At 65.5% G+C, this 23874-nt stretch carries 21 protein-coding genes; 16 read left to right on the forward strand and 5 right to left on the reverse strand.

Annotated elements, in window-relative coordinates:
- Nucleotides 1-120 precede the first annotated feature (120 nt).
- Nucleotides 121-1341, reverse strand: a complete 1221-nt coding sequence (locus tag ABLE71_RS17570) for an EAL domain-containing protein (RefSeq protein WP_348784763.1) — start codon at nucleotides 1339-1341, stop codon at nucleotides 121-123.
- A 203-nt stretch (nucleotides 1342-1544) separates the two neighbouring features.
- On the opposite strand from ABLE71_RS17570, the gene ABLE71_RS17575 reads away from it, so the two are divergent.
- Both ABLE71_RS17575 and ABLE71_RS17580 read left to right on the forward strand, forming a co-directional pair.
- On the forward strand, nucleotides 1545-2405 hold the full coding sequence (locus tag ABLE71_RS17575) for a TIGR01459 family HAD-type hydrolase (RefSeq protein WP_348784764.1): 861 nt from the start codon (nucleotides 1545-1547) through the stop codon (nucleotides 2403-2405).
- A gap of 3 nt (nucleotides 2406-2408) precedes the next feature.
- A complete protein-coding gene (locus ABLE71_RS17580; protein WP_348784765.1) occupies nucleotides 2409-3392 on the forward strand; it encodes a bifunctional riboflavin kinase/FAD synthetase in 984 nt (327 codons plus the stop codon).
- On the opposite strand, the gene ABLE71_RS17585 is transcribed toward ABLE71_RS17580, so the two are convergent.
- Nucleotides 3393-3962 (reverse strand): HdeD family acid-resistance protein, encoded by a 570-nt coding sequence (locus tag ABLE71_RS17585; RefSeq protein ID WP_348784766.1) that lies wholly within the window; start codon nucleotides 3960-3962, stop codon nucleotides 3393-3395.
- 227 nt (nucleotides 3963-4189) lie between these two features.
- On the opposite strand from ABLE71_RS17585, the gene ABLE71_RS17590 reads away from it, so the two are divergent.
- The 3 genes from ABLE71_RS17590 (at nucleotide 4190) to ABLE71_RS17600 (ending at nucleotide 9119) form a co-directional block, all read left to right on the forward strand.
- Nucleotides 4190-4954: a MipA/OmpV family protein gene (locus ABLE71_RS17590; protein ID WP_348785144.1), complete on the forward strand. Its 765-nt coding sequence runs from the start codon at nucleotides 4190-4192 to the stop codon at nucleotides 4952-4954.
- A gap of 240 nt (nucleotides 4955-5194) precedes the next feature.
- A complete protein-coding gene (ileS, locus tag ABLE71_RS17595) occupies nucleotides 5195-8230 on the forward strand; it encodes an isoleucine--tRNA ligase (protein WP_348784767.1) in 3036 nt (1011 codons plus the stop codon).
- 199 nt (nucleotides 8231-8429) lie between these two features.
- The gene (locus ABLE71_RS17600; RefSeq protein ID WP_348784768.1) at nucleotides 8430-9119 is read left to right on the forward strand and encodes a hypothetical protein; all 690 of its coding nucleotides are present in this window, start codon (nucleotides 8430-8432) and stop codon (nucleotides 9117-9119) included.
- Nucleotides 9120-9142: 23 nt separating this feature from the next.
- Here ABLE71_RS17600 and ABLE71_RS17605 read toward each other — a convergent pair whose 3' ends face one another.
- Nucleotides 9143-9577 (reverse strand): nucleoside deaminase, encoded by a 435-nt coding sequence (locus tag ABLE71_RS17605; RefSeq protein WP_348785145.1) that lies wholly within the window; start codon nucleotides 9575-9577, stop codon nucleotides 9143-9145.
- Nucleotides 9578-9665: 88 nt separating this feature from the next.
- Between ABLE71_RS17605 and ABLE71_RS17610 the strand changes: the two genes are divergently transcribed.
- The 11 genes from ABLE71_RS17610 (at nucleotide 9666) to lpxK (ending at nucleotide 21680) form a co-directional block, all read left to right on the forward strand.
- Nucleotides 9666-11654 (forward strand): pseudouridine synthase, encoded by a 1989-nt coding sequence (locus ABLE71_RS17610; RefSeq protein WP_348784769.1) that lies wholly within the window; start codon nucleotides 9666-9668, stop codon nucleotides 11652-11654.
- Complete coding sequence (gene rsmD, locus ABLE71_RS17615) at nucleotides 11635-12195, forward strand: 16S rRNA (guanine(966)-N(2))-methyltransferase RsmD (RefSeq protein ID WP_348784770.1); 561 nt, start codon at nucleotides 11635-11637, stop codon at nucleotides 12193-12195. Before ABLE71_RS17610 ends, rsmD begins: the two co-directional genes overlap by 20 nt.
- A 105-nt stretch (nucleotides 12196-12300) precedes the next feature.
- Nucleotides 12301-13683 (forward strand): pitrilysin family protein, encoded by a 1383-nt coding sequence (locus ABLE71_RS17620; RefSeq protein WP_348784771.1) that lies wholly within the window; start codon nucleotides 12301-12303, stop codon nucleotides 13681-13683.
- Nucleotides 13684-13753: 70 nt separating this feature from the next.
- Complete coding sequence (locus tag ABLE71_RS17625) at nucleotides 13754-15037, forward strand: pitrilysin family protein (RefSeq protein WP_348785146.1); 1284 nt, start codon at nucleotides 13754-13756, stop codon at nucleotides 15035-15037.
- Nucleotides 15034-15891 (forward strand): patatin-like phospholipase family protein, encoded by an 858-nt coding sequence (locus ABLE71_RS17630; protein WP_348784772.1) that lies wholly within the window; start codon nucleotides 15034-15036, stop codon nucleotides 15889-15891. The genes ABLE71_RS17625 and ABLE71_RS17630 overlap by 4 nt, the downstream gene beginning before the upstream one ends.
- Before the next feature lie 104 nt (nucleotides 15892-15995).
- Nucleotides 15996-17339 carry a TldD/PmbA family protein gene (locus ABLE71_RS17635; protein ID WP_348784773.1) on the forward strand — a complete coding sequence of 448 codons (1344 nt, stop codon included), beginning with the start codon at nucleotides 15996-15998 and terminating at the stop codon, nucleotides 17337-17339.
- Nucleotides 17326-18129: a 3'(2'),5'-bisphosphate nucleotidase CysQ gene (locus ABLE71_RS17640; protein ID WP_348784774.1), complete on the forward strand. Its 804-nt coding sequence runs from the start codon at nucleotides 17326-17328 to the stop codon at nucleotides 18127-18129. The genes ABLE71_RS17635 and ABLE71_RS17640 overlap by 14 nt, the downstream gene beginning before the upstream one ends.
- Before the next feature lie 179 nt (nucleotides 18130-18308).
- A complete protein-coding gene (locus tag ABLE71_RS17645; RefSeq protein WP_348785147.1) occupies nucleotides 18309-18560 on the forward strand; it encodes a DUF4170 domain-containing protein in 252 nt (83 codons plus the stop codon).
- Nucleotides 18561-18640: 80 nt separating this feature from the next.
- Complete coding sequence (locus ABLE71_RS17650; protein ID WP_348785148.1) at nucleotides 18641-19345, forward strand: lysophospholipid acyltransferase family protein; 705 nt, start codon at nucleotides 18641-18643, stop codon at nucleotides 19343-19345.
- Nucleotides 19342-20652 carry a lipid IV(A) 3-deoxy-D-manno-octulosonic acid transferase gene (gene waaA / locus ABLE71_RS17655; RefSeq protein ID WP_348784775.1) on the forward strand — a complete coding sequence of 437 codons (1311 nt, stop codon included), beginning with the start codon at nucleotides 19342-19344 and terminating at the stop codon, nucleotides 20650-20652. Before ABLE71_RS17650 ends, waaA begins: the two co-directional genes overlap by 4 nt.
- Nucleotides 20652-21680, forward strand: a complete 1029-nt coding sequence (lpxK, locus tag ABLE71_RS17660; protein WP_348784776.1) for a tetraacyldisaccharide 4'-kinase — start codon at nucleotides 20652-20654, stop codon at nucleotides 21678-21680. The genes waaA and lpxK overlap by 1 nt, the downstream gene beginning before the upstream one ends.
- A gap of 24 nt (nucleotides 21681-21704) precedes the next feature.
- On the opposite strand, the gene ABLE71_RS17665 is transcribed toward lpxK, so the two are convergent.
- Both ABLE71_RS17665 and mutL read right to left on the reverse strand, forming a co-directional pair.
- On the reverse strand, nucleotides 21705-21941 hold the full coding sequence (locus ABLE71_RS17665; protein ID WP_348784777.1) for a DUF2093 domain-containing protein: 237 nt from the start codon (nucleotides 21939-21941) through the stop codon (nucleotides 21705-21707).
- A gap of 90 nt (nucleotides 21942-22031) precedes the next feature.
- Nucleotides 22032-23873: a DNA mismatch repair endonuclease MutL gene (gene mutL, locus ABLE71_RS17670; RefSeq protein ID WP_348784778.1), complete on the reverse strand. Its 1842-nt coding sequence runs from the start codon at nucleotides 23871-23873 to the stop codon at nucleotides 22032-22034.
- Between the last annotated feature and the right edge of the window lies 1 nt (nucleotide 23874).

The raw sequence follows: 23874 nt of genomic DNA on the forward strand, positions 1-23874 counted from the left end.
TTGTCAGCAGGGCACTTTCCCACAAATCCCTAAATTGCCGGTTTGGAATATCCCTCCAACCTGCGCATGCGGTTTTAAGCGCCGTTAACCATGCTTCCGTGCGCGGGAGGATGGCGCATGTCAGGCGCGCTTGAGTCCGCTGGAGGCGTCTGTTTTGAGGCGGCGAGGGGCGGCGAGGCGTTCCCCCGACATCAGATCGACCCCCATGTCGATCAGGCTTACGGCGTCCTCCTCGTTCTGGACATCGGTGGCAATGACGTCCACGCCGGCGCTGTCAGCCATTTCGACGAGCGCGGCGCCGTTCGGTGCTCCCTTGCGCGCCTTTGTCCGATCGAGGAGCCGCTCGGCGGCGATCTTGACGGCACCTACGCCGGCCTTCTTCATCTCGTCGAGGTCGCCCCGCTCGCCCGACCAGTCCTCCGCGGCGAAGCGGATGCCGAGACCCGACAGCAATTGGAGCGCCGCCATATGTTCGCCGGATGTGAAGAGCTCGGCCGGCAGCGACATGACGACCGCCTTTGCCAGCGCTGGGTGCAGCTTGAAGATGTCGAGCACCGTGGCGAACTCCAGCCCGTCCCGCAGAAGGGCGGAGGAGATGGCGACGTGAAGGGGTATCTTCTCGCTGACGTCGCCGAGACGCCGTCTGACAGCCTCGGTCGCCGAGACGACCGTCAGGCGCTCATAGGCTGCCGGATCGACATCCGCGACAGGCCGTGAGAGGCGGCGCAGGTCGACTGGCTTGCCTTCCTCCGGCTGGATGTGGAAGTGCACCTCGAAGCCGCCTGCCTCGCCGCGGCCGGCGGCGATGATGGGCTGGAGGCTGAGGTCCGCCTGCGCGCCGGCAACCACGCGCCTGAGCGCCACGTCGACGTCCGCCGCCTCGGTTGCGCCGATCCCTAGGGCTGGCGCCGGTGTCTGCCTGGCCTTGCGGGAAGGGGCGTGATGTTCCGCCTCGCGCGCCTTGTGCTCGGAGTCCGCATCCGTATCGGCGTCGTCCCTGGCGGTCGAAGCGCGCGCCGACGGGGGCCTGAGCCTGCTGGACACCGCTGCGCTGAGGTCTTCGAGCTTTGCGGCATCGCGGTCGCCGCGCAGCGATACGTCCTTGATGGCTGCATCCATCGAACGGGTGAGGCGCTCGAGCTCCGTGGCCACGAGGTTGGCGCGGTTGAAGGCGCGGTAGGCAAAGGCCGCGGCGGCTATCGAGAGCAGCAGCGTCGCCGACGCCGTGACCAGAACGATGTCGGTCGCCGGCAGCCCGCGCGAAATCGCGATCTGGAGCAGGAACGTGACGGCCGCGCAGAAAGCAGCCGCACCGGCAATGGCCAACAAGATCCGCTGCATCGGTCCGACCGCCCCCCTTGTCCCTAGAACGTATTTTTACTGACCCTAGCGCAATTGCTTTTACGCCGCCCGTTTTTTCGCTCGGTCCAGCCGGCAACCGAAGCAAAAGCTGATGACAGAGTGAAGGGCTTCGGTTAATTCGGTGGCCCGTTCCAAGTTCCCTCGACACCGCAAGAGAGGCTCCCATAACAACCGAGGTTCCAGTGGCGGGCAGGCCCGCAACGATCGCGTCGCTGGATGAGATATCGGGCCGCTATGCGGCGATCCTGTGCGACGTCTGGGGTGTTCTGCACAACGGCGTCAGCCATTTCGAGGCGGCCGCGCAAGCGCTGGCGGCGGCGCGCGAGCGGGGGCTGGCGGCTGTGATGATAACCAATTCGCCGCGCCCGCATGATGGCGTCGAGGCGCAATTCACGACGATCGGCGTGCCGCGATCCGCCTGGGACCGGGTGGTCACGTCCGGCGACGTGACGCGCGACCTCATCGCCGCCGGCCCCCGCAGGATCTTCCTCCTCGGTCCCGAACGGGACCTCACCCTGTTCGACGGGCTCGACGTGGAACTGGTCGAGGAGTTCGAGGCGAACGGCGTCGTCTGCACCGGCCTGTTCGATGACGAGATCGAAACGCCGGACGACTATCGCGAGATGCTGGCGCGGCTGCGGGCGAGGAACCTCCCGTTCATCTGCGCAAATCCCGACATAGTCGTGGAGCGCGGCGAGAGGATCATCTGGTGCGCCGGCGCGCTGGCGCGCGACTACGCACAGCTCGGCGGCCGCACCCTGATCGCGGGCAAGCCACACAGGCCGATCTACGACGCGGCGATGAAGGCTGCCGGCGACGTGCTCGGGCGCGAGGTGCGCCGCGACGAGACGCTGGCGATCGGCGACGGCATGCTGACAGACATCAAAGGGGCGTCGGACTACGGCATCGACGTGCTCTACGTGTCCGGCGGCATCCATTCGCGCGACTACGGACATGCCGACGATCCGGATCCGGCACAGTTGCAGGCATTCCTCGACAACCACGGATATCACGTCGTGGCGACCATGCCGAAACTGCGCTAGCAAATGAGCAAGACGTTCCGCCATCTCACCGGGGCCGAACCACTCGACGCGACCCTGCGCGGCGGGGTGGTCGCGATCGGCAATTTCGATGGCGTCCACCGCGGCCACCAGGCGGTGCTGCAGCGGGCGCTGGAAGAGGCCGCGCGGCGAGGTGTTCCGGTGCTGGCGCTCACCTTCGAGCCGCACCCGCGCAAGGTGTTCCGGCCCGACGTTCCGATCTTCATCCTGACGCCGCCGGCGATGAAGGCGAGGCTGTTCGGCCAACTCGGCTTCGACGCGATGGTCGAGCAGCCCTTTACGCGCGAATTCGCCGCTCTGTCGGCCGAAAGCTTCGTGACCGACGTGCTGGAAAGACGGCTGGGCGTCAGCCACGCCGTGACCGGCTTCGACTTCCATTTCGGCAAGGACAGGCAGGGCGGCCCGGCTTTCCTGATGGCGAGCGGCGAGCGGCATGGCTTCGGCGTGACCCTGGTCGATGCATTTCGCGACGAAGGCGCCGAGGTCGTCTCGTCAAGCCGCATCCGGGGGCTTCTGCAGGCCGGCGACGCGGCAGAGGCAGCCGGCCTGCTCGGCTACCGCTTCACGGTGCAGGCGCAGGTGACAGCCGGCCAGAAGCTTGGCCGGACGCTTGGCTTTCCGACGGCGAACATGGCTTTGCCGGCAGACGCCGCGCTGAAACACGGCATCTATGCCGTGCGCTTCCGCAGGCAGGACGGCTCACTGCATGACGGCGTGGCGAGTTTCGGCCGGCGTCCGACGGTCGACGAGAACGGCGCGCCGCTGCTCGAGACCTTCCTGTTCGACTTTTCGGGCGACCTCTACGGCGAGACCTCCAGTGTTTCGTTCTTCGGCTACCTGCGCGGCGAGGAGAAGTTCGACGGGTTGGAACCGCTCGTCGCGCAGATGAGGCGCGACGACGCCGAGGCGAGGGCGCTGCTGTCCGGCGTCAGGCCGCTGTCCGACCTCGACGCCCGGATCGCGTTTTAGCTACTTGCCGCTCTTCAGGGCTAGGCCGAGCGCGATTGCCGTCCAGCCCTGGAAGATCATGTCGATCGCCAGGAACATGCCCAGTACCCAGAGGCTGTTGACCGGCCAGCCGATGGCGATGACGATGCCGCAAAGCACGGTGATCAGGGCAGCGGCGATAATCCAGCCGGAGCCGTTGTGCGACCAGTGCTTGTAGCCGATCCATGCGCGCGCGGCGCCGGAGGCGATGAGGCTCGCGGCGAGGAGCAGGGTAAGGACGGCCGAGGCCAACAGCGGATTGTTGAAGGCGATGATACCGCCGACCGCATAGAGCAGGCCGCCGAGCAGCCACCAGAAAAAACCGCCCCAGGTCTTGACCCCGAAGGAATGGGCGATCTCGAAGCCGCCGGCGATAAGCATCATGAAGCCGACGAGGTAGACCGATGCGACGGTGGCGGCGAGCAGATTTCCGAGCGCGATGACGCCGACGATCAGCATCACGATGCCGAGGCCGACGAACCATCCCCATTTGGAGCGCAATTCGCCGATGCGGCCCTTGAGCACTTCCGGTAGATCCGGTGTCAAAGTCATAGCTGTCATCCCTCCTTGAACATTGGCCGGTTTCGCGGCCGAACTCGCGCGTTGATGGTAGCGCCGCGGCGCGGTTGCGTCCACGGTGCGAACGCCACTTAGGTTTGCGAGTTTAATGCAAATTTTACGCAATCGCCCGAAACAGGATGTCAGCGGCACGGCGCGGTCGAGCGTGCCAACGGGGCTTCATGTTAAAGCGTCTTCCATCATCGGTTTTCGCCATTGCGATGTTTGCCTTGCCGGGCAGTGCCTTGGCCGAAGGCGGGTTTTTCGACTGGGTCCACGGAGACTGGAAGCTGATAGTTGGTGCGACCGGCATGGTGGCGCCTGACTTCGAAGGTGCGAAAGACTTGATGTTCACGGTGTCGCCGATCATTTCGCTGGGCAAGGCCGGTCCTGAAGCCCGCTTCACTTCGAGAAACGACGGCATCTCCTTGTCGCTCTACGACAATGGCCGCATGCGCGCCGGCGCAACGGGCAAGATCATCTTCGAGCGCGATTCCGATGACGATCTGGAAGGGCTCGACCCGGTGCGCTTCGGCGCGGAAATCGGCGGCTTCGCGGAGGTCTACCCGACCGACTGGCTGCGCGTGCGCGGCGAAGTCCGACAGGGGATCAGGTCGCACAGCGGCGTGGTGGCCGACATCAGGGTCGATGCGTTCAAGGACATCACGCCGTCGGTACGCGTGTCGGGCGGTCCTCGGATTTCCTTCGCGTCAGCGGACGATTTCGAGAGCTACTATGGCGTGGACGCCACGGAATCGGCGAATTCCGGCCTGTCCGAATACTATCCGGACGGCGGCATCAAATCGATCGGCTTCGGTGGCGCCTATGACTGGAAGGTGACGGAAAAATTCACCACGAGCGTGTTCAGTGAGTATTCGCGGCTGCTTGGCTCGGCGGCGGATTCGAGCCTTGTGGAGGAGCGCGGCTCACTCAACCAGTTCACGTTCGGGGTTTCGGCGGCCTATCGCTTCGACTTCACGATGTAGGCGGCGGCTTAACCTCAGCCCCAACAAGCACTTTATTCTCGGCGTGGTTTCCGCTAGAGGCTGCCGTATGACGCATTTTTCGCGCATGCCGGTCACGGCGATACGAATTATGAGCCCGGTCCGGGCGGCCTGAGGCTGCCGGAAGCCGGGATTGTTGCGCGACTGCACTCGCGCTTTCCAGAAATCATGATAGTTCAACGCCCGGGCCGTCCTCCGACGGGCAATCTCATGGCAAGCCATATGACCGATACGACCGACAAGATCGACTATTCGAAGACGCTATACCTGCCGCAGACGGATTTCCCGATGCGCGCCGGGCTGCCCGAAAAGGAGCCTGTCATCGTCAAGCGCTGGCAGGATATGGGCATGTACAGGCGGCTGCGCGAGGACGCGGCCGGGCGCGAAAAATTCGTGCTGCATGACGGCCCGCCCTACGCCAACGGCAACATCCATATCGGGCACGCGCTGAACAAGATCTTGAAGGACGTGATCACGCGCTCCTTCCAGATGCGTGGCTATGACTCGAATTACGTGCCGGGCTGGGATTGCCACGGCCTGCCTATCGAGTGGAAGATCGAGGAAGAGAATTATCGCTCGAAGGGCAAGTCGAAGCCGGACCTTTCCGAGCCGGCTGCGATGATCGAGTTCCGCAGGGAATGCCGCGCCTATGCCGAACACTGGATCAAGGTGCAGGGCGCCGAGTTCCAGCGGCTGGGCGTCGTCGGCGATTTCGACAATCCGTATTTGACCATGGCCTATCACGCGGAGTCGCGCATAGCCGGCGAGCTCTTGAAGTTCGCCATGTCGGGGCAGCTCTATCGCGGCTCGAAGCCGGTGATGTGGAGCGTGGTCGAGCGGACCGCGCTGGCCGAGGCCGAGATCGAATACCACGACTACGAGAGCGATACGATCTGGGTGAAGTTTCCGATTGTTGCGTACGACAAGCAGCTTGTCGCCGAAATCAACCAACAGCAGGAAGCCGTTGTCCGTGTAGTGGCTCCTGAACTCAAGAAGGAAGATCAGGACCCACTTCAAAGTGCCGACTTGGCAAATGCCTATGTGGTGATTTGGACCACAACACCTTGGACGATTCCAGGGAACCGTGCGATTTCCTACGCAGCACGGATAAAGTACGGCCTTTTCGAGATCACCGAGGCCGAAAACGACTTCGGTCCGAAGGTTGGCGAACGCTTGGTCATTGCAGAGGGTCTTGCCGATGACTGCGCGGCCAAGGCAAAGGTGAAGCTGCGCGAGGTGTATTCCGATCTCCCGTGGTCGCTGCTTCAGTCGATTGTCTGCGCGCATCCGTTCCGAGGACTTGGCGGCGGCTACAATTTTCCGGTGCCATTGTTAGATGGCGATCATGTCACAGACGACGCCGGCACGGGCTTCGTCCACACCGCACCGGGTCATGGCCGCGAGGACTTTGACGCGTGGATGGATGCGGCGCCCGAACTCCGCCAGCGCGGCATCGAGACGGCGATCCCCTTCACCGTCGACGATGCCGGCTATTTCACCAAGGATGTGCCGGGTTTCGGACCGGATCGCGAGGGAGGTGCTGCGCGCGTCATCGACGACAACGGCAAGAAGGGCGACGCCAACAAGGCGGTCATCGACGCGCTGATCGCGAAGAACATGCTGTTCGCGCGCGGGCGGCTGAAGCACCAGTACCCGCATAGCTGGCGCTCGAAGAAGCCGATCATCTTCCGCAACACGCCGCAATGGTTCGTCCATATGGACATGGACCTGAAGGATGGCACGACGCTGCGCACCCGCGCGCTTGCCGCAATCGACGACACGCGTTTCGTGCCGCAGGCCGGCCAGACACGCCTGCGCGCGATGATCGAGGAGCGCCCGGACTGGGTGCTTTCGCGCCAGCGCGCCTGGGGCGTGCCGATCTGCGTCTTCGCCGATGAGGACGGCAACGTTTTGAAGGACGAGGCGGTCAACGCCCGCATCACCGAAGCCTTCGAGCAGGAAGGCGCCGACGCATGGTTCGCCGAAGGCGCCAAGGAGCGCTTCCTCGGCAATCACGACCCCCGGAAATGGATGATGGTCAAGGACATCCTCGACGTGTGGTTCGACTCCGGCTCCACGCACGCCTTCACGCTGGAGGACCGGCCCGACCTGAAATGGCCGGCCGACGTGTATCTGGAGGGTTCGGACCAGCATCGCGGCTGGTTCCATTCCTCGCTGCTCGAAAGCTGCGGCACCAGGGGCAGGGCGCCCTACAACACGGTCGTCACCCATGGCTTCACCATGGACGAGGAAGGCCGCAAGATGTCGAAGTCGCTAGGCAACACCGTGGTGCCGCAGGACGTCATCAAGCAGTCCGGCGCCGACATTCTGCGCCTCTGGGTGGTGACGACCGACTATTGGGAAGACCAGCGGCTCGGCAAGAACGTGCTGCAGACCAACATCGACGCCTATCGCAAGCTCAGGAACACCATCCGCTGGATGCTCGGCACGCTGGCGCATGACGACGGCTCGACGGTGCCGCTGGAGGAGATGCCGGAACTGGAGCGGCTGATGCTGCACCGGCTGGCGGAACTGGATGAAACGGTGCGCGCTGGCTACGACGCCTTCGATTTCAAGCGCGTGGTGCGCGCGCTCAGCGATTTCATGAACGTCGAACTGTCGGCCTTCTATTTCGACATCCGCAAGGACGCGCTCTACTGCGAGGGACCGTCGAGCCTGAAGCGCAAGGCGGCCGTGCAGGTGGTGCGCCATCTGTTCGAATGCCTGGTGACGTGGCTGGCGCCGATGCTGCCTTTCACGACAGAGGAAGCCTGGCTCGAGCGCCATCCCGGCAGGGAATCGGTGCATCTGGAGCAGTTTCCCAAAATCCCGGCAGAGTGGCTGAATCCCGATCTCGAGGCCAGGTGGTACAGGATCAGGGACGTGCGGCGCGCGGTTACCGGAGCGCTCGAGATCGAGCGGGCGAGGAAGACGATCGGCTCCTCGCTGGAGGCAGTCCCGGTGGTCTATCTGGAGAATGCCGAACTGGCCAAGGCCGTCACGGGCGCGGATATGGCCGAGATCGCCATCACCAGCGGCTGGGAAATCGGCAACGGGCAGGCGGCCGCCGCTGCCTTCACCCTGCCGGACGTGCCCGGCGTGGCGGTGGTCGTCGAGAAGGCGGAGGAGCGCGGCCTGCGGAAGTGCGCGCGTTCCTGGCGCTATACTGCAGATGTCGGTTCCGATCCGGAGTTCCCCGAGGTTTCGGCCCGGGACGCCCAGGTGTTGCACGAATTGCAGGCTCTGGGACGGCTCTGACGCAGTGTAGGAATGCCGCGCCCCCGGGGCGCGGCTAGGCCCCGGTTCGGGCCGGTCGTTGCCCTTGACGGACGCTTAAGGTAAACAGCGGATATTCCGGCAGACAAATTGTCGCCGGATTTCCGTCGGATATGCGCTAACGCATGGCCGGAATGTTGTCCGGTCGATGGAGAGGCGGTTTTCAGTGGGACTGGTGCTTATGAGTGAACGAAATGGCGCACGCGCGTTGCTGGTTGCGCCGCTTCTCGTTTCGGGCCTTCTCGTGTCGGGCTGCATGAGCTCGCCGACCTATGGCACGGGCACGACGCAGACCAAGCAGCTCACCACCGATGTCAGCACCATGTTCTCGCTGAAGCCAAAAAGGGCGAACGCCGAATACGCGCCCCGTCCCGAATTGGTGAAGCCGACGACGCCGACGACCGAATTGCCTCCGCCGCAGGAAAACATCGTGGCATCCGCCGGCGACCAGTGGCCCGAATCGCCCGAGCAGCGGCGCGCCCGCATTCGCGCCGACGCGACCGAGAACAGGGACAAGCAGGGCTGGGAACCCGAGGTGATCAACGATCTCAGCCTTGAGCAGGAAACCCAGTCCGCGGCAGTGGGCACTTCAGACCGCGCCACCGAGTCAGGCGTCGCGGCAGCCGGCAAAGCGGAAGACCTGAACAAGAAGGGCGCAGAGGCCCGGCAGAGGCTTGCCGCGAGCAAGCAAGGCAGCCCGACCGTGCGCCGTACCCTGACCGAGCCGCCGATCGAATATCGCCAGCCGATCCCCACCGCCCCGGCCGACGAACTCGGCGAGGATGAATACAAGAAGCAGCGCAGGCTGAAAGCCGAGGCCCGCAAGGCGGCCGGAGACACGAGCTGGCGGGATTTGATTCCCTGGCTCTAGCCTGAAGCTCGGCACAGTCCTGGTTAAGTTGATCGCCTGTCTCGAAAAAAGCGCTTCAGCATTTCCGACGATCTGGCCTCGTCGAACCCGGAATAGACCTCCGGCGCATGATGGCATGTCGGCGCGGCGAAGAAGCGCACGCCGCTGACCACCGCGCCTCCCTTTTCGTCCACCGCTCCGAAATAGAGCCGGTGTATGCGGGCGAACGAGATGGCGCCAGCACACATCGTGCAGGGTTCCAGCGTGACGTAGAGGTCCGAAAGACCGAGGCGCTCCGAGGACAGCTTTCGCGAGGCTTCCCGGATCACCAGCAGTTCCGCGTGCGCGGTCGCATCCGACAGTTCGCGGGTTCGGTTGCCTGCGCGGGCGACGATCTCGCCGGCATTGACGAGCACTGCGCCGATCGGCACCTCGCCGCGCGCGCCGGCCGCCTCGGCCTCGTCAAGCGCTGCACCCATGAAATCCGTGCGGCCGGAATTCAAGCTCTATTTCCTCGCAAGCCCGGAACGATCCTGTTATCTACGCGCGCAAAGAGGCAAAGGCCACATGGACGACGACCGAAAAAAATTCCCGCGCAAGAACGGACCGAGACCGACCGGACAAGGGCGAGCGACGGATGGGCCGCGTTCGGGCAAGCCCGACTTCGGCAAGAAGCCTTTTCGTGCCGGCGGCGCGAAAAAGCCTTTCGTGAAAAAACCTTTCGCGGAAAGGCCGCAGGCGGGCGATCGCCCCAAGCGGCAGTTCGACCAGGACGCCCGGCCGCGCGATGGCGAGGCGAGAGCCGAAAGGGCGGCGGGGCCGTTCAAGGCCGGCCCGCGCCCCGACAGGAAGCCGTTCGAAAAGCGCGAGCGTCCGGCCGGAGAGCGCAAGCCCTATGCCGAGCGCGGCGAGCGCAAGCCATATGTGCCGCGGCCTGAAGGCGACCAGCGCCCGAAGCGCGAATTCACGCCGCGCCCGCGCCGCGACGGCGAGGGATTTCAGCGACGCGAGCGTCCCGCGGGTGATGCCCCAGCCAGCAGGGAGGGCACGCGCTCCTTCGCAACCAAAAGCCACGAGGGTCAGCGTCGTTCGTATGGCATGAAGAGCCATGAAGACGGCGACCGCAAGCCTTTCGTCAAACGAGCCGGTGTGGTCGAGGAAGCCCCCGGCGAGCGCATCGCCAAACGGCTGGCCCGCGCGGGCATCGCTTCGCGGCGCGATGCCGAAGAGCTGATCGCGGCCGGGCGGGTCAGGGTCAACGGCCTCAAGCTTGAGTCGCCAGCTTTCAACGTCATGCCTGACGATACGATCGAGGTCGATGGCACCGCGATCCCGGCGATCGAACGCACACGGCTCTTTCTGTTCCACAAGCCTGCCGGTCTGGTGACGACCAACCGCGATCCGGAAGGCCGCAAGACCGTTTTCGACGTTCTGCCCACGGACCTGCCGAGGCTTATGACCATCGGCCGGCTCGACATCAACACGGAAGGCCTGCTGCTGCTCACCAATGACGGCGGCCTGTCGCGCGTGCTGGAACTGCCGGCGACCGGATGGCTGAGGCGCTACCGCGTGCGCGTTCACGGCAAGGTCGAGGAGAAGGCGCTTGCCGGGCTGAAGGACGGCATCGCGGTCGATGGCGTCTTCTATGGCTCGATCGAAGCTGCGCTCGACCGGGAGCAGGGCAGCAACGCCTGGCTCACCATCGGCCTGCGCGAGGGCAAGAACCGCGAGGTGAAGAACATCCTCGGCGCGCTGGGGCTGGACGTGTCGCGGCTGATTCGCATTTCCTACGGGCCGTTCCAGCTCGGCGACCTGCCCGAAGGCCATGTGCAGGAGATCAAGGGTCGCCTGTTGCGCGACCAGCTCGGCGAGCGGCTGATCGAAGAGTCGGGCGCCAATTTCGAGGCTCCGGTGGTCAACCAGTTCCCCAACCAGCCGGTCAAGCGCGCGCCCGAGCCGAAAGCGGCGGAACCCGGCGAGCGGCCGAAGATCGTGCGCGACGGCGAGCGCGGCAGGATCGGCGAGGGTGGCCTGATCAAGAAGCGCCAGCGCCGTGAGAACACGCGCGACGAGGCGCTGGGCAAGCTGTCCACGTCAAGGCCGGACCGGCCGAAATTCGATCGCGGAGACAGGCCGGAACGGCCGAAGCTGGAGCGCGGCGAGAGGCCGGTGCGTACAGGCAAATTCGGCGACAGGCCCGACCGCTTCGCGACATTCGCGGACAAGCCCGGGGCAAAGCCGACGCGCGCTGGCAAGAAACCCGAACGCGAGCAGCGCCCGATCGAGCCGCCCGGTCAGCGCAAGGCGAATGTCTGGATGGCGCCTGGCGCCAGGCCGATCGGCGCCGGCCGCGCTGCCGCCGAGAAGGCGGAGGTAGAGGCCAGGCGCGCCGCCAAGAAGCAGGCATATGGCAAGCCGGGCGGAAAACCGGGATTTGGCAAGCCGCGCGGCGAGCGGCCGCAAGGTGATCGGACCCAACGCGACAGGCCAGATGGCGGCAAGGGCGGGCCAAGAGGACCGCGCACGGGCGGAAAAGATGCGGATCGTCGGCGGTGAGTTCCGCGGCAGGCCGTTGGCCGCGCCGCACAGCCAGTCGATACGTCCGACCACCGACCGCACGCGCGAGGCCGTGTTCAATGTGCTCGCGCATCGCTTCCCCGAAAAGCTCGAAGGCGCGCGCGTGCTCGACCTCTTCGCCGGAACCGGCGCGCTTGGGCTCGAAGCGCTTTCGCGCGGCGCCGCGCATTGCCTGTTCATCGAGGAATCGGCCGAAGGGCGCGGCCTGATTCGCACCAATGTCGAAGCCTTCGGCCTGCAGGGCCGCACCAAGATATTCCGGCGCGATGCGACGGGGCTTGGAGATGCCGGCACGATCGCGCCGTTCGGGCTGGTCTTTGCCGACCCGCCCTATGGCAAGGGACTCGGCGAGGCGGCGCTGCGCTCAGCGCTCAGGGGCGGCTGGTTGCTGCCGGACGCGCTCTGCGTCGTGGAAGAGGCCGCTTCGGCGCATTTCGAACCCGGCGACGGATTTTCAGTCCTGGACGAGCGCGGCTACGGCGACACGGTGGTTCGCTTCGTTGCAGCGTTGGCGGCATGACGCCGCTCGCCTTGAGTTTGGCCTCTTTGCCGCCCAGATGACCAACAATTAACTAACGGCGGTTGTCCGCCCGCTGTAGTTTGGGCGGAGATCATTGGAGCACGGATGGCATTGAAAGTCCGATTGAGGCGGCAGTTTCTGAACGTTGTGCTGGTATTGATTCTGGCTGCCGGCCCGGCGTGGGCGGACGCGCCCGTCGACAAGGCGCCTGTCGAGAGCAAGATCTCCAGCTTCCTGCTCGACAATGGGATGGAGGTCGTCGTGATCCCCGACCGGCGCGCGCCGATCGTCACCCACATGGTCTGGTACAAGGTCGGCAGCGCCGACGAGCCGCCAGGAAAATCGGGCATCGCGCACTTCTTCGAGCACCTGATGTTCAAAGGTACGGCCAGGCACAAGGCCGGCGAGTTCGGCGCCAGGATCGCCGAGATCGGCGGCAGCGAGAACGCCTTCACCTCCGACGACTACACCGCGTATTTCCAGACCGTGCCGCCCGAGGCGCTTGAGACTATGATGGAATACGAGGCCGACCGGATGCGCAACCTGATCCTGACCGACGCGGTGATCGGGCCCGAGCGCGACGTCGTGCTGGAGGAGCGCGGCTCGCGCATCGAGAACAGTCCGGAGTCGCTGCTTGCCGAGGAAATCGACGCCACGCTCTACCAGAACCATCCCTACCGCATCCCGGTGATCGGCTGGATGCACGAGATGGAAAAGCTCAACCGCACCGACGCGGTGGCCTTCTACGACCGCTACTACGCGCCCAACAACGCGATTCTGATCGTCGCGGGCGACGTCGACGCAGGGGACGTGCGCATGCTTGCGGAGAAGACCTATGGCAAGGTCCCCCGCGGACCTGACCTGCCGCCGCGCATCCGTCCGACCGAGCCGGAGCAGAACACGGCGCGCACGGTGACGCTGGCCGATCCGCGCGTTTCGGTGCCGAGTTTCTCGCGGTCATGGCTGGTTCCTTCCTATCATGCCGCCGAGCCCGGTGAGGCGGAGGCGCTGGACCTTCTCTCGGAAATACTGGGCGGAGGAAATCGCAGCCGGATCTATCAGGCTTTGGTGGTGAAGTCGGGCATCGCCTCGTCGGCTGGCGCATACTACGACGGCTCGAAGCTGGACGAGACGGCCTTCACCGTCTACGGCGCGCCGCGCGGCACGGCAAAGCTGGACGAGGTGCAGGCCGCGATCGATGTCGAGATCGCGCTCATCGCCAAGGACGGCGTGAGCGAAAAGGAGCTGGAGAGCGCCAGGAACCGTTTCCTGCGGTCGATGATCTTCGCGCGCGACAACCAGGCATCGATGGCCAATCTCTATGGCACCGCGCTCGCCACCGGCAGCGCCATGAAGGATATCGAGGAATGGCCCGATCGCATCAGGAAGGTGACCGCGGCCGACATCCAGAAGGTCGCGGCGAAATACCTGGCCGGCGACCACTCCGTGACGGGCCTTCTCCTGCCCTCAGAGCCGGTGCAGAACTGACATGAACATGATGACGCAATTCATTGCGAAGACTCGCGCTTTCACATTTAGCCTTGTCGCCGCTTCCTCGATGGTGCTGGCCGGATGGCCGGCGCAGGCGGGGGTCGCGATCCAGGAGGTGACGAGCGCCAAGGGCGTCACGGCCTGGCTGGTCGAGGACTATTCGGTGCCGATCGTGACCATCCGTTTCTCCTTCAAGGGGGGCCACACGCAGGACCCGCCGGGCAAGGAGGGCCTGTCGGAACTGATGGCAGCGCTGTTCGACGAGGGCGCGGGCGAGTTCGATTCCGAAACGTTCCAGGTCAAGCTCGACGATGCGGGAGCCGAGATGCGTTTCGGCGCCGGGCGCGACACCATCTACGGCTCCATGCGCATGCTCGCCGAGAAGAAGGACGAGGCGCTGGAACTTCTGACGCTCGCATTGGGGCAACCGCGCTTCGATGCCGCCCCGATCGACCGCATCAGGGCGCAGATGGTGTCGGGCATCGTCGCCAACGAGCGCGATCCGGAGACGGCGGCAAGGGTAAAATGGGCCGAGGCGCTCTACGGCACGCACCCCTATGCGCGGCCCGACGAGGGCACGCAAAAGTCGCTGGCGACGATCAGCGCTGACGATCTGCGCGCCTATCACAAGGCGGTTTTCGCGCGCGAAAATCTGAATGTGGCGATCGTCGGCGCCATCGACGCGGCAACGGTGAAGCAGCAGCTCGACCGGCTGTTCGGCGATCTGCCGGAGAAGTCGGATTTGCGGCCGGTGGACAAGGTGGAGCTGAACCTCGGCCAGGAGGTGCGGGTGGAGTACGACCTGCCGCAGACCTCGCTGCAGCTCGCCTATCCCGGCGTTCCCCGCAACGCGCCCGACTTCTTCGCCGCCTATCTGATGAACCACATATTGGGGGGCGGGACGTTCACCTCGCGCCTGTTCGACGAGGTGCGCGAAAAGCGCGGCCTGGCCTACAGCGTCGACTCGTCGCTGGTCACGCATGAATACTCCTCGGGTCTGGTGATCAGCACCGCCACGCGTTCGGACCGCGCGTCTGAAACGCTCGCCGTCATCCGCGACGAGGTGCGGCGGATGGCCGAGGAGGGACCGACCGAGGCCGAGCTGGCCGCGGCCAAGAAATACGTCATAGGCTCCTATGCCTTGAACAACCTGGACTCCTCCAACGCGATCACGGCGACGCTGCTGTCGCTGCAGGAGGAAGGATTGGGCATCGACTACATGGACAGGCGCGCGGCGCTGATCGAGAGCGTCACGCTCGACCAGGTGAAGGCGGCCGCCGGAAAGTTGCTGACGGCCGAGCCGGCGATCCTGGTGATCGGGCCGCCCTTCGAGCAGGGGAGCAAGGGGTGACGGTCGAGGCCGGACGCACGAGCGGGCCAAGCTTCGCCGTTGCATTCGGCGGCGGCGGCGCGCGCGGGCTTGCGCATATCCACGCCATCCAGGCTCTCGACGAGCTCGGAATCAAACCGGTGGCGATCGCCGGATCGTCGATCGGCGCGATCATGGGGGCGGGCATGGCGGCCGGCATGACGGGCGCGGAGATCGAACACTACGCCCGCTCCATATTGTCGCGGCGCGCCGAGGTGGTCGGGCGCATGTGGAGCGCGCGCCCCGAGACGCTGGCGGCCATGGTCGGCGGATTGCGGGTCACGCAGTTCAGCATAGAGCGCATCCTGCACGCTTTCCTGCCCCACCGGATCCCGAAACATTTCGGCGAACTCGGAATTCCGCTGCAGGTGACGGGGACGGATTATTACGGCCATCACGTCGCTGTTTTCACCGAAGGCGATCTGCGCTTCGCGCTTGCCGCCTCCGCGGCCATACCCGCGGTCTTTTCCCCGGTCACGCGCGATGGGCGCACCTACATAGACGGCGGCATCTACAATCCGGTTCCCTTCGACCTCCTGCATGGAAAGGCGGACATCGTGATTGCCGTCGACGTTGTCGGAGCGCCGCAGCAGGCGGCAGGCAGGAAGCCGACCTCGATCGACCTGATGTTCGGCGCCACGCAGCTCCTGATGCAGTCGATCATCGCCCATAAGCTTCAGCGGTGCCCGCCAGATATCCTGCTGCGGCCGTCGGTGTCGAAATTCCGGGTCCTCGATTTCCTGAAGATCGATACGCTGATGTCCGAGACGGCGTCGATAAAGGACGAGCTGAAACGAGCGGTGGAGGCGGCCGTCAAGGCCAAGGCCGCGGCATGATCTGAGCGATCGTGGACGCGCCCAGCCATTGCAGAAGCCTGTCCGGAACAATAGATGGAGCAGCAGGACCCCCGCCTGTTGTCATGAATATCCCAGGACAGATGATGAACGATACACCTGACGCCGCGCGCCTGACCGATCGCGTTGCCGCCCTTGTCGAGGCCGCCAGGAAGGCTGGCGCCGATGCGGCCGATGCCGTCGCGGTGAGGGGGCGCTCGACCAGCGTTTCGGTCAGGCTCGGTAAGGTCGAAAGCACAAACGCTTCGGAAGGCGACGACGTGTCGCTCAGGGTGTTCGTGGGCAAACGCGTCGCCAGCGTGTCGGCGACCGCCTCTTCCGATCCCGCCACTCTGGCCGAACGCGCAGTCGCCATGGCGAAGGTCTCGCCGGAAGACCCCTATCAGGGTCTTGCCGATCCCGCCTTGCTGGCGAAGACAGTGCGCGATCTCGATCTCTACGACCCGACCGAGGTGACGGCGGACGAATTGCGGGAAGCAGCGCTCGCCGCCGAGGCAGCGGCGCTCGCCGTGCCAGGCGTGACGAATTCGGGCGGCAGCGGCGCCAGCGCCGGCCTCGGCGGACTGGTGCTCGCGACTTCGCACGGCTTCGTCGGCCATTATGTCGGCTCGCGCTTCGGCCGTTCGGCAAGCGTGATCGCCGGGCAGGGCACCGGCATGGAGCGCGACTACGAATATTCGTCGCGGCCGCATTTCGCCGACCTCGATTCGGCCGAGGAGATCGGGCGCAAGGCAGGCGAGCGCGCCGTTCGCAGGATTGGCGCGCGCAAGGCGAAGACCGGTCCGGTCGACGTGATTTTCGATCCGCGTGTGGCGCGCGGCATTGCAGGACACCTTGCAGGCGCGATCAACGGGGCGTCTGTCGCGCGCAAGACCAGCTTCCTGCGCGACAAGATGGGCAAGCAGGTGGCATCCGCCGGCATCACCGTGACGGACGAGCCGGCAATGATGCGCGGCCAGGCTTCTAGGCCGTTCGACGGCGAGGGTGTCGCCGGCGAGAAGCTGCTCATGGTTGACAAGGGCGTGCTGAACCACTGGTTCCTGTCGACCTCGGCGGCGAGGGAGCTCGGCTTGACGACGAACGGACGCGGCGCCCGGTCGGGATCGTCGGTGTCGCCGACCTCGACCAACCTGGCCATAGAGGCGGGAGAAAAGACGCCCGAGGAGATGATCAGATCGCTGAAGAGCGGCTTCTACGTCACGGAAGTGTTCGGCCAGGGCGTCGACATGATCACCGGCGAATACAGCCGCGGCGCATCGGGCCTGTGGATCGAGAACGGCGAACTCACCTATCCTGTCGCCGAGGTGACGATAGCATCCAATCTCAAGGACATGTTCCTGAGGATGGTGCCCGCGAACGATCTCGACCGCAACTACGCGACCGCGAGTCCGACCCTGCTGATCGAGGGCATGACGCTTGCCGGCAGTTGAGCAACTGAGCGAATCCGACCTGGCGGGCGACCTTGCCCTGCTGCTGGAATCCGCGCGGGAAGCCGGAGAGATCGCCATGCGCTATTTCAGGCAGAGCCCGGAAGTCTGGTTGAAGGGCGGGACGTCGCCGGTCAGCGAGGCGGATTACGCCGCCGACAACTTCCTCAACAAGTCGCTGCGCGCCGCCCGGCCGGACTATGGCTGGCTTTCCGAAGAGGCTGTGGACGATCAAGCTCGGCTCGGCGCCCGTCGCACCTTCGTCGTCGACCCGATCGACGGCACGCGGGGTTTCCTGGAGGGCCGCCGCGAATGGTGCGTCTCGGTTGCCGTCGTCGAAAAGGGGCGTTCGATCGCCGGCGTGCTGGAATGTCCGGCACGCAAGGAGACATTCTGGGCGACGCCCGGTGGCGGCGCATTCAAGAACGGGCGACGGCTGGCGGTCGGGGAGCCGGGGCCGGTGGCGCTGGTCGGCGGCCCCGCGGACATGATCGGTGGACTGCCCCCGGAGATCCGCCGTCACGTCAAGCGCGCCGAATACATACCCTCGCTCGCCTACCGCCTGGCGATGGTCGCCGACGGCTCCCTCGACGGCAGTTTCGTCAAGCCGAACTCGCACGATTGGGATCTGGCGGCGGCGGATCTGATCCTGCACGAGGCCGGCGGCAGCATTCTTGACGAATTCGGCGCGGCGCCGACCTATGGCGGTCTCGATATCCGTCACGGAGCGCTTGTCGGGGGCAGCGGCGAGCTGTTGGCGACAATGGCGCAGGTCATTCGCGCCGGCAGTTGAAAAATCGCCGAAACTGGTTTGAAAACGCCGCGTTTTCGGTTACTGCGCAGCATGTGCAGCCGACGCGTATTGGTGCGGCGGAGTGCGGAACTGGCGCATGGTCCGGGTCCAGAATTCGATTCCGATTTCTGGATCGATGCGCTAGACAGGCGCCGAAGCGGCAGATCAAGGTTCCAGGAATGTCCGGCGAAAAGGACGAGAAACAGCTTTTGCATCTGGTTTTCGGCGGCGAGCTCAAAAAGCTCGGCAGCACGGAATTCAGGGATCTGGAGGCCCTCGACATCGTCGGGATCTATCCGAACTATCGAACCGCGCAGGCAGCCTGGAAAGCCAAGGCGCAGGCCAGCGTCGACAACGCCCACATGCGCTATTTCGTCGTCCACCTGCACCGGCTGCTCGAGCCGGACATGAAAGGCTCCGGATCGGAATAATGGACGATCAGACCGCGACGCAGCCGGTCGTCCGGCGTGCGGCCAAGAGAAAGACCGTCAAGCGGCCGAAGACCTTCTGGATGAAAATCCGCCGGCCGCTCGCCCAGTCGCGCGTGGCAAAGGGGATTGTCACCTCGTTGTTTGCGAGCGCCTTGCGCTTCATCAGGCTGACCAATCCGCCGGTCAAAGGCTCCGTCAAGCTTGCCGACATATACGAGGCCGAGCAGCCGGGCATCATCGCGCTGTGGCACGGGCAGCATCTGCTCGCCCCCATCTTCTATCCGAGCAAGCGCGGCCTGGTTGCGATGGTGTCGCGCAGCGCCGATGCCGAGCTGAACGCAATGGTGGTCGAGAAATTCGGCATCGAGGCGGTGCGCGGCTCCGGCGGGCGGGACAACAGCCGGCACCTCGACAAGGGCGGCGCCAAAGCCCTCATTGCCCTGAAAAAGGCGCTGGATGCGGGCAAGAACGTCGCCATGATCGCCGATATACCCCACGGAAAGCCACGCGACGCAGGCATGGGCGTCATTCTTCTCGCCCGGCTTTCGAGGCGCCCCATCATCTGCGCGGCGATCGCCACCAGCCGCCGGAAGGTGCTGGAGAAGACCTGGGACAAGACGACCATCAGCCTGCCCTTCGGCCGCAGCGCCATCGTCGTAGGAGAATTGATCTACGTCGCCAAGGATGCCGACGAAGCCGAGATGGAGCGCAAGCGCCAGCAATTGACGCAGATGCTGAACGCCGCGACCACCAAGGCATACGCTCTCGTCGACGGTGCGCGATGAGCGAGAAGTGGGCGCGTACCGTGCTGGCGGCGTACCGCGTCGTGGGCGCTGCGGCCTTTCCGCTGATCGGACCCTATGTCGCCTGGCGCGCCACCAAGGGCAAGGAAGACCGCAACCGCCGCCATGAACGCTCAGGCGTCGCCAGCAGGCCGCGCCCGGAAGGGCCGTTGATCTGGGCGCATGCCGCAAGCGTCGGCGAGACGATCGCCATCGTGCCTCTGATCGAAACCATCCTCGATCTCGGCGTCCAGGTGGTGCTCACCACGGGGACCGTGACGTCGGCGCAGGTGGCGGACGAACGTCTCGGCGACCGCGTCGTCCACCAGTTCGTGCCGCTCGACCTGAAGCCCGCGATCACCCGCTTCCTCAACCATTGGCAGCCGGACCTGGCGATCATCGCCGAATCCGAGATCTGGCCGATGACGATAATCGAACTCGGACTGAGGCGCATTCCTCAGGTGCTGGTCAACGGGAGGCTGTCGGAGCGCTCCTTCACGTCGTGGAAGAAGCGGGCCTATATCGCCGAGGCGCTGTTCGAGAACCTTTCGCACGTCGTGGCGCAGTCGCAGGTCGACGCCGAGCGCTTCGAGGCGCTGGGGGCAAGGCCGGTGACGGTGTCGGGAAACCTCAAGGTCGACACCAACCCGCCGCCGGTCGACGAGCGCGCGCTGCATTCCATCTCCCGCCAGCTCAGCCTGCGCCCGACCTGGGCCGCCGTCTCCACCCACGACGGCGAGGAAACCATAGCGGCCGAAATCCACATGATGCTGCGTTCGCGCCATCCGGGGTTGCTCACCATCATCGTGCCGCGCCATCCTGAACGCGCGTTGGCGCTCGCGGTCGAGTTCGCGGCGAAGGGGCTGAAGGTCGTGATGCGCAGTTCCGGCGAACGCATCCGTTCCGATACCGACATACTGCTCGGCGACACGATCGGCGAGATGGGCCTCTACCTCAGGCTCACCGAGATCGCATTCGTCGGCCGCTCGCTTACGGCGGAGGGCGGCCAGAATCCGCTTGAGCCGGCGATGCTGGAGACGGCGGTCCTGGCCGGCCGCAACGTGCAGAATTTCCGCGAGGCCTATCAGCGGCTGATCGACAGCGGGGCGGCCAAGCTCGTCGCCGACCGCGACATGCTGGCCGGCGCGGTGAATTTCCTGCTTCTGAACGACGGTCCGCGCCGCAAGATGATGGAGGCGGGTGCGACAACCGTCGAGGAGATGCGCGGCGCGCTCGCCAAGACGCTCAAGGCGCTGGAGCCGTTCATCCACCCGCTGATCGTCAAGGCGCGGCTCAAGGGAACGCGCTGATGGCGAGCGAGGCGCCGCCCTTCTGGTGGGAGGATCAGCCGGACTGGCGCGCCTATGCGCTCTATCCCGCCTCGCGGATATACAGCTTCATCGCCACGCGGCGGATGATCAATGCGCGGCGCGAAAAGCTGGACGTGCCGGTGCTGTGCGTCGGCAACTTCACCGTTGGCGGCACCGGCAAGACGCCCGTGGCCATCGCGCTCGCCAAGCAGGCGAAGAAAATGCACCTGACGCCCGGTTTCCTGTCGCGTGGCTACGGCGGCTCGATCCACGAGCCGCATGTCGTCGACCGCAAGCACGACAGCGCCAGGCAGGTCGGCGACGAGCCGCTGCTGCTTTCCGATCACGCTCTGACCGCGACGACGCCGAACCGGGTCGCCGGCGCAAAGCTGCTTCTTGGGCGTGGCTGCGATTTCCTGATCATGGACGATGGGTTCCAGAGTGCGCAGATCCACATGGATTATGCTCTGGTGGTCGTCGACGGACGCTACGGCATCGGCAACGGTCAGGTGCTGCCCGGCGGACCGTTGCGCGCCCGCCTGATCGACCAGGTGCGCTTCGCGACCGGAATCGTGCGCATGGGCGAGGATAAGGCAGGCGAGGCGGTCGTCAGGCAGGCGGCGCGCGCGGGCCGGCCGATCTTCGAAGCGTGGACCCGGCCCAAGAGCGCGGACAAGTTCGCCAACCGGCGCTTCCTGGCCTTCGCCGGCATCGGCCACCCAGACAAGTTCTTCGATACGGTGACGCAGGCAGGCGGAACGATCGTCATGTCGCGGTCCTTCCCCGATCATCATTACTATTCGAACGACGAACTCAGGGAACTCGCGCACACGGCCGAGACCGCCGAACTCGAACTGATCACGACGGCGAAGGATTTTGCGCGCCTGCGCAACGGCATCGCGCCGAAGGAACTGCTCGAGCGGATGAACGTGCTCGAAATCGACGCCGTCTTCGAGAATGCCAATGCTCCGAAGCGGATCATCGAAGAAACGCTCGAGGCTTGGCGCCACCGGCGCCTGAAGGCCTGACGCGCGGCGTGGCTCGCCACAGACTCAGGCGCGGCGGCGCCGCAGGTCGGGGTTCATTTCCATTTCGCGTTTCAGCGACGCGGCGGCGCTGACGTAGGGTTCCTGGCGCGCGACGCTCCAGTATTTGAGCTCGTCGAGCGGGATGGATTCCCCGGTGACGGCGCAGCGCACGAACGCGCCCGGGCTTGTGACCTGGAAATCCCCGTCGAGATAGCGGATGCGGGCTTCCCTGGCGCCGGGGCCCTCGAATTTGTTCATCATGGTTTTGTTCCGCCACAAATCCCAGGGCAGGTCAAGCTGTAGGGTCCGGACGCGGGAACCCACAGGCGGGTTCCGGGGCGCGACATGCCCTTATCGCCGGCCGAACAGGCGTTCGATGTCGGCGAGCTTGAGTTCGATATAGGTCGGACGGCCGTGGTTGCATGTGCCCGAGCCCGGCGTCGCCTCCATCTGGCGCAGCAGCGCGTTCATCTCCTCGGGCTTCATCAGCCGTCCTGAACGCACCGAGCCGTGGCAGGCCATGGTGGAGGCGATGCGGTCGAGCCGCTCCTTCAGCGTGTCGACCGTGTCGTTGTCGGCGATCTCGTCGGCGAGGTCGCGGATCAGCTGGCCGACATTGGTCTCGCCGAGCATCGACGGCGTCTCGCGCACGGCGACGGCGCCAGGACCGAAACGCTCGATGCCGAGCCCGAAGCGGGAAAGCGTGTCGGCATGCGAGGCGAGGCGCTCCGCGTCCTCTTCGGGCAGGTCGACGATTTCTGGCAAAAGCAGCATTTGCGCCGGCATAGGACGCGAATGGAGAGCGTTCTTCAAGGCCTCGTACACCAGCCGCTCATGGGCGGCGTGCTGGTCGACGATGACAAGCGAATCCCTGGTCTGGGCGACGATGTAGTTCTCGTGCACCTGCGCGCGCGCCGCGCCAAGCTCAGCGCCGAGCAGAGTCTCGTCCGGCGCGCCTGTTCCGGCCCTTGCATCGGCGCTGGCGGCCGGTCCGGCGTCGAAGCCGGCTTGCGCGCTCTCGGCGAACCCCATGTCGAGCGGGCGGTAGGGCGAGCGGCCGGGATCGAAACCGGAAAAATTGGCGCGGAAGGCGGGATCGAAGCCGCGGTGGCCGTTGGCTGGGCCGGCATGCCCATAGGCCGCGGCGCCCGGCCTGAAGGCGCCGGCGAGACCTGCCGCGCCGGTGGTCGCCGGGCGGATGCCTGCGGCGGCGAGCCCTTGCTTGATGGCTCCCACGATCAGGCCGCGCACCAGTCCGGGGTCGCGGAAGCGCACGTCGGCCTTGGCCGGATGCACGTTCACGTCGACCAGCGCCGGATCGAGGTCCAGGAACAGGACGGTCACCGCGTGGCGGTCGCGCGGCAGCACGTCGGCGAACGCGCCCCGGATCGCGCCGGCGATGAGCTTGTCGCGCACCGGGCGGCCGTTGACATAGGCAAATTGCTGCAGCGCGTTGGCGCGGCTGTATGACGGGATAGAGACGCGGCCGCTCAGCGCCACGCCCTCGCGGCCGGCGTCGATCGCGATGGAGTTCTCGGGAAAATCCGAGCCCATGACCTGCGCGATGCGGCGCAGACTGCCCTCAGGCGTGTTCTCCGTGGCCGGCAGGTCGAGCGTCGAGCGGTCGGTGCCCGACAGCGTGAAGCGGACGGCGGGGAAGGCGATGGCGATGCGCTTGATGACGTCTGTTGTGGCAGAGCTTTCCGCCCGCTCGCCCTTCATGAATTTCAGCCGCGCCGGCGTCGCGAAGAAAAGATCGCGCACCTCGACCGACGTGCCGCGACTGGCAGCGGCGGGACGCACGGCCGAGACCCGTCCGCCTTCGACGGAAATCTCCGCCGCCGCGTCCGAGCCCGCGGTGCGGGAGCGGATGGCAAGCCGTGCGACCGAGCCGATCGAAGGCAGCGCCTCGCCGCGGAAGCCGAGCGAGCGGATCTCGTGAATGTCGGTCGACAGCTTCGAGGTGCAATGGCGCGCCACGGCCAGCAGCAGCTCGCTGGCCGGAATGCCGGCGCCGTCGTCGACCACCCGCACCAGGGACAGCCCGCCGCCGGCGGTGGCGACCTCGACACGGCGTGCGCCGGCATCGAGCGCATTCTCGACCAGTTCCTTCACCACGCTCGCCGGACGCTCGATAACCTCGCCCGCGGCGATCTGGTTGATCATCGTTTCGGAAAGCTGGCGGATGGGCATG

The sequence above is a fragment of the Mesorhizobium sp. KR9-304 genome (assembly GCF_040049215.1).
Taxonomy (GTDB): Bacteria; Pseudomonadota; Alphaproteobacteria; order Rhizobiales; family Rhizobiaceae; genus Mesorhizobium_K.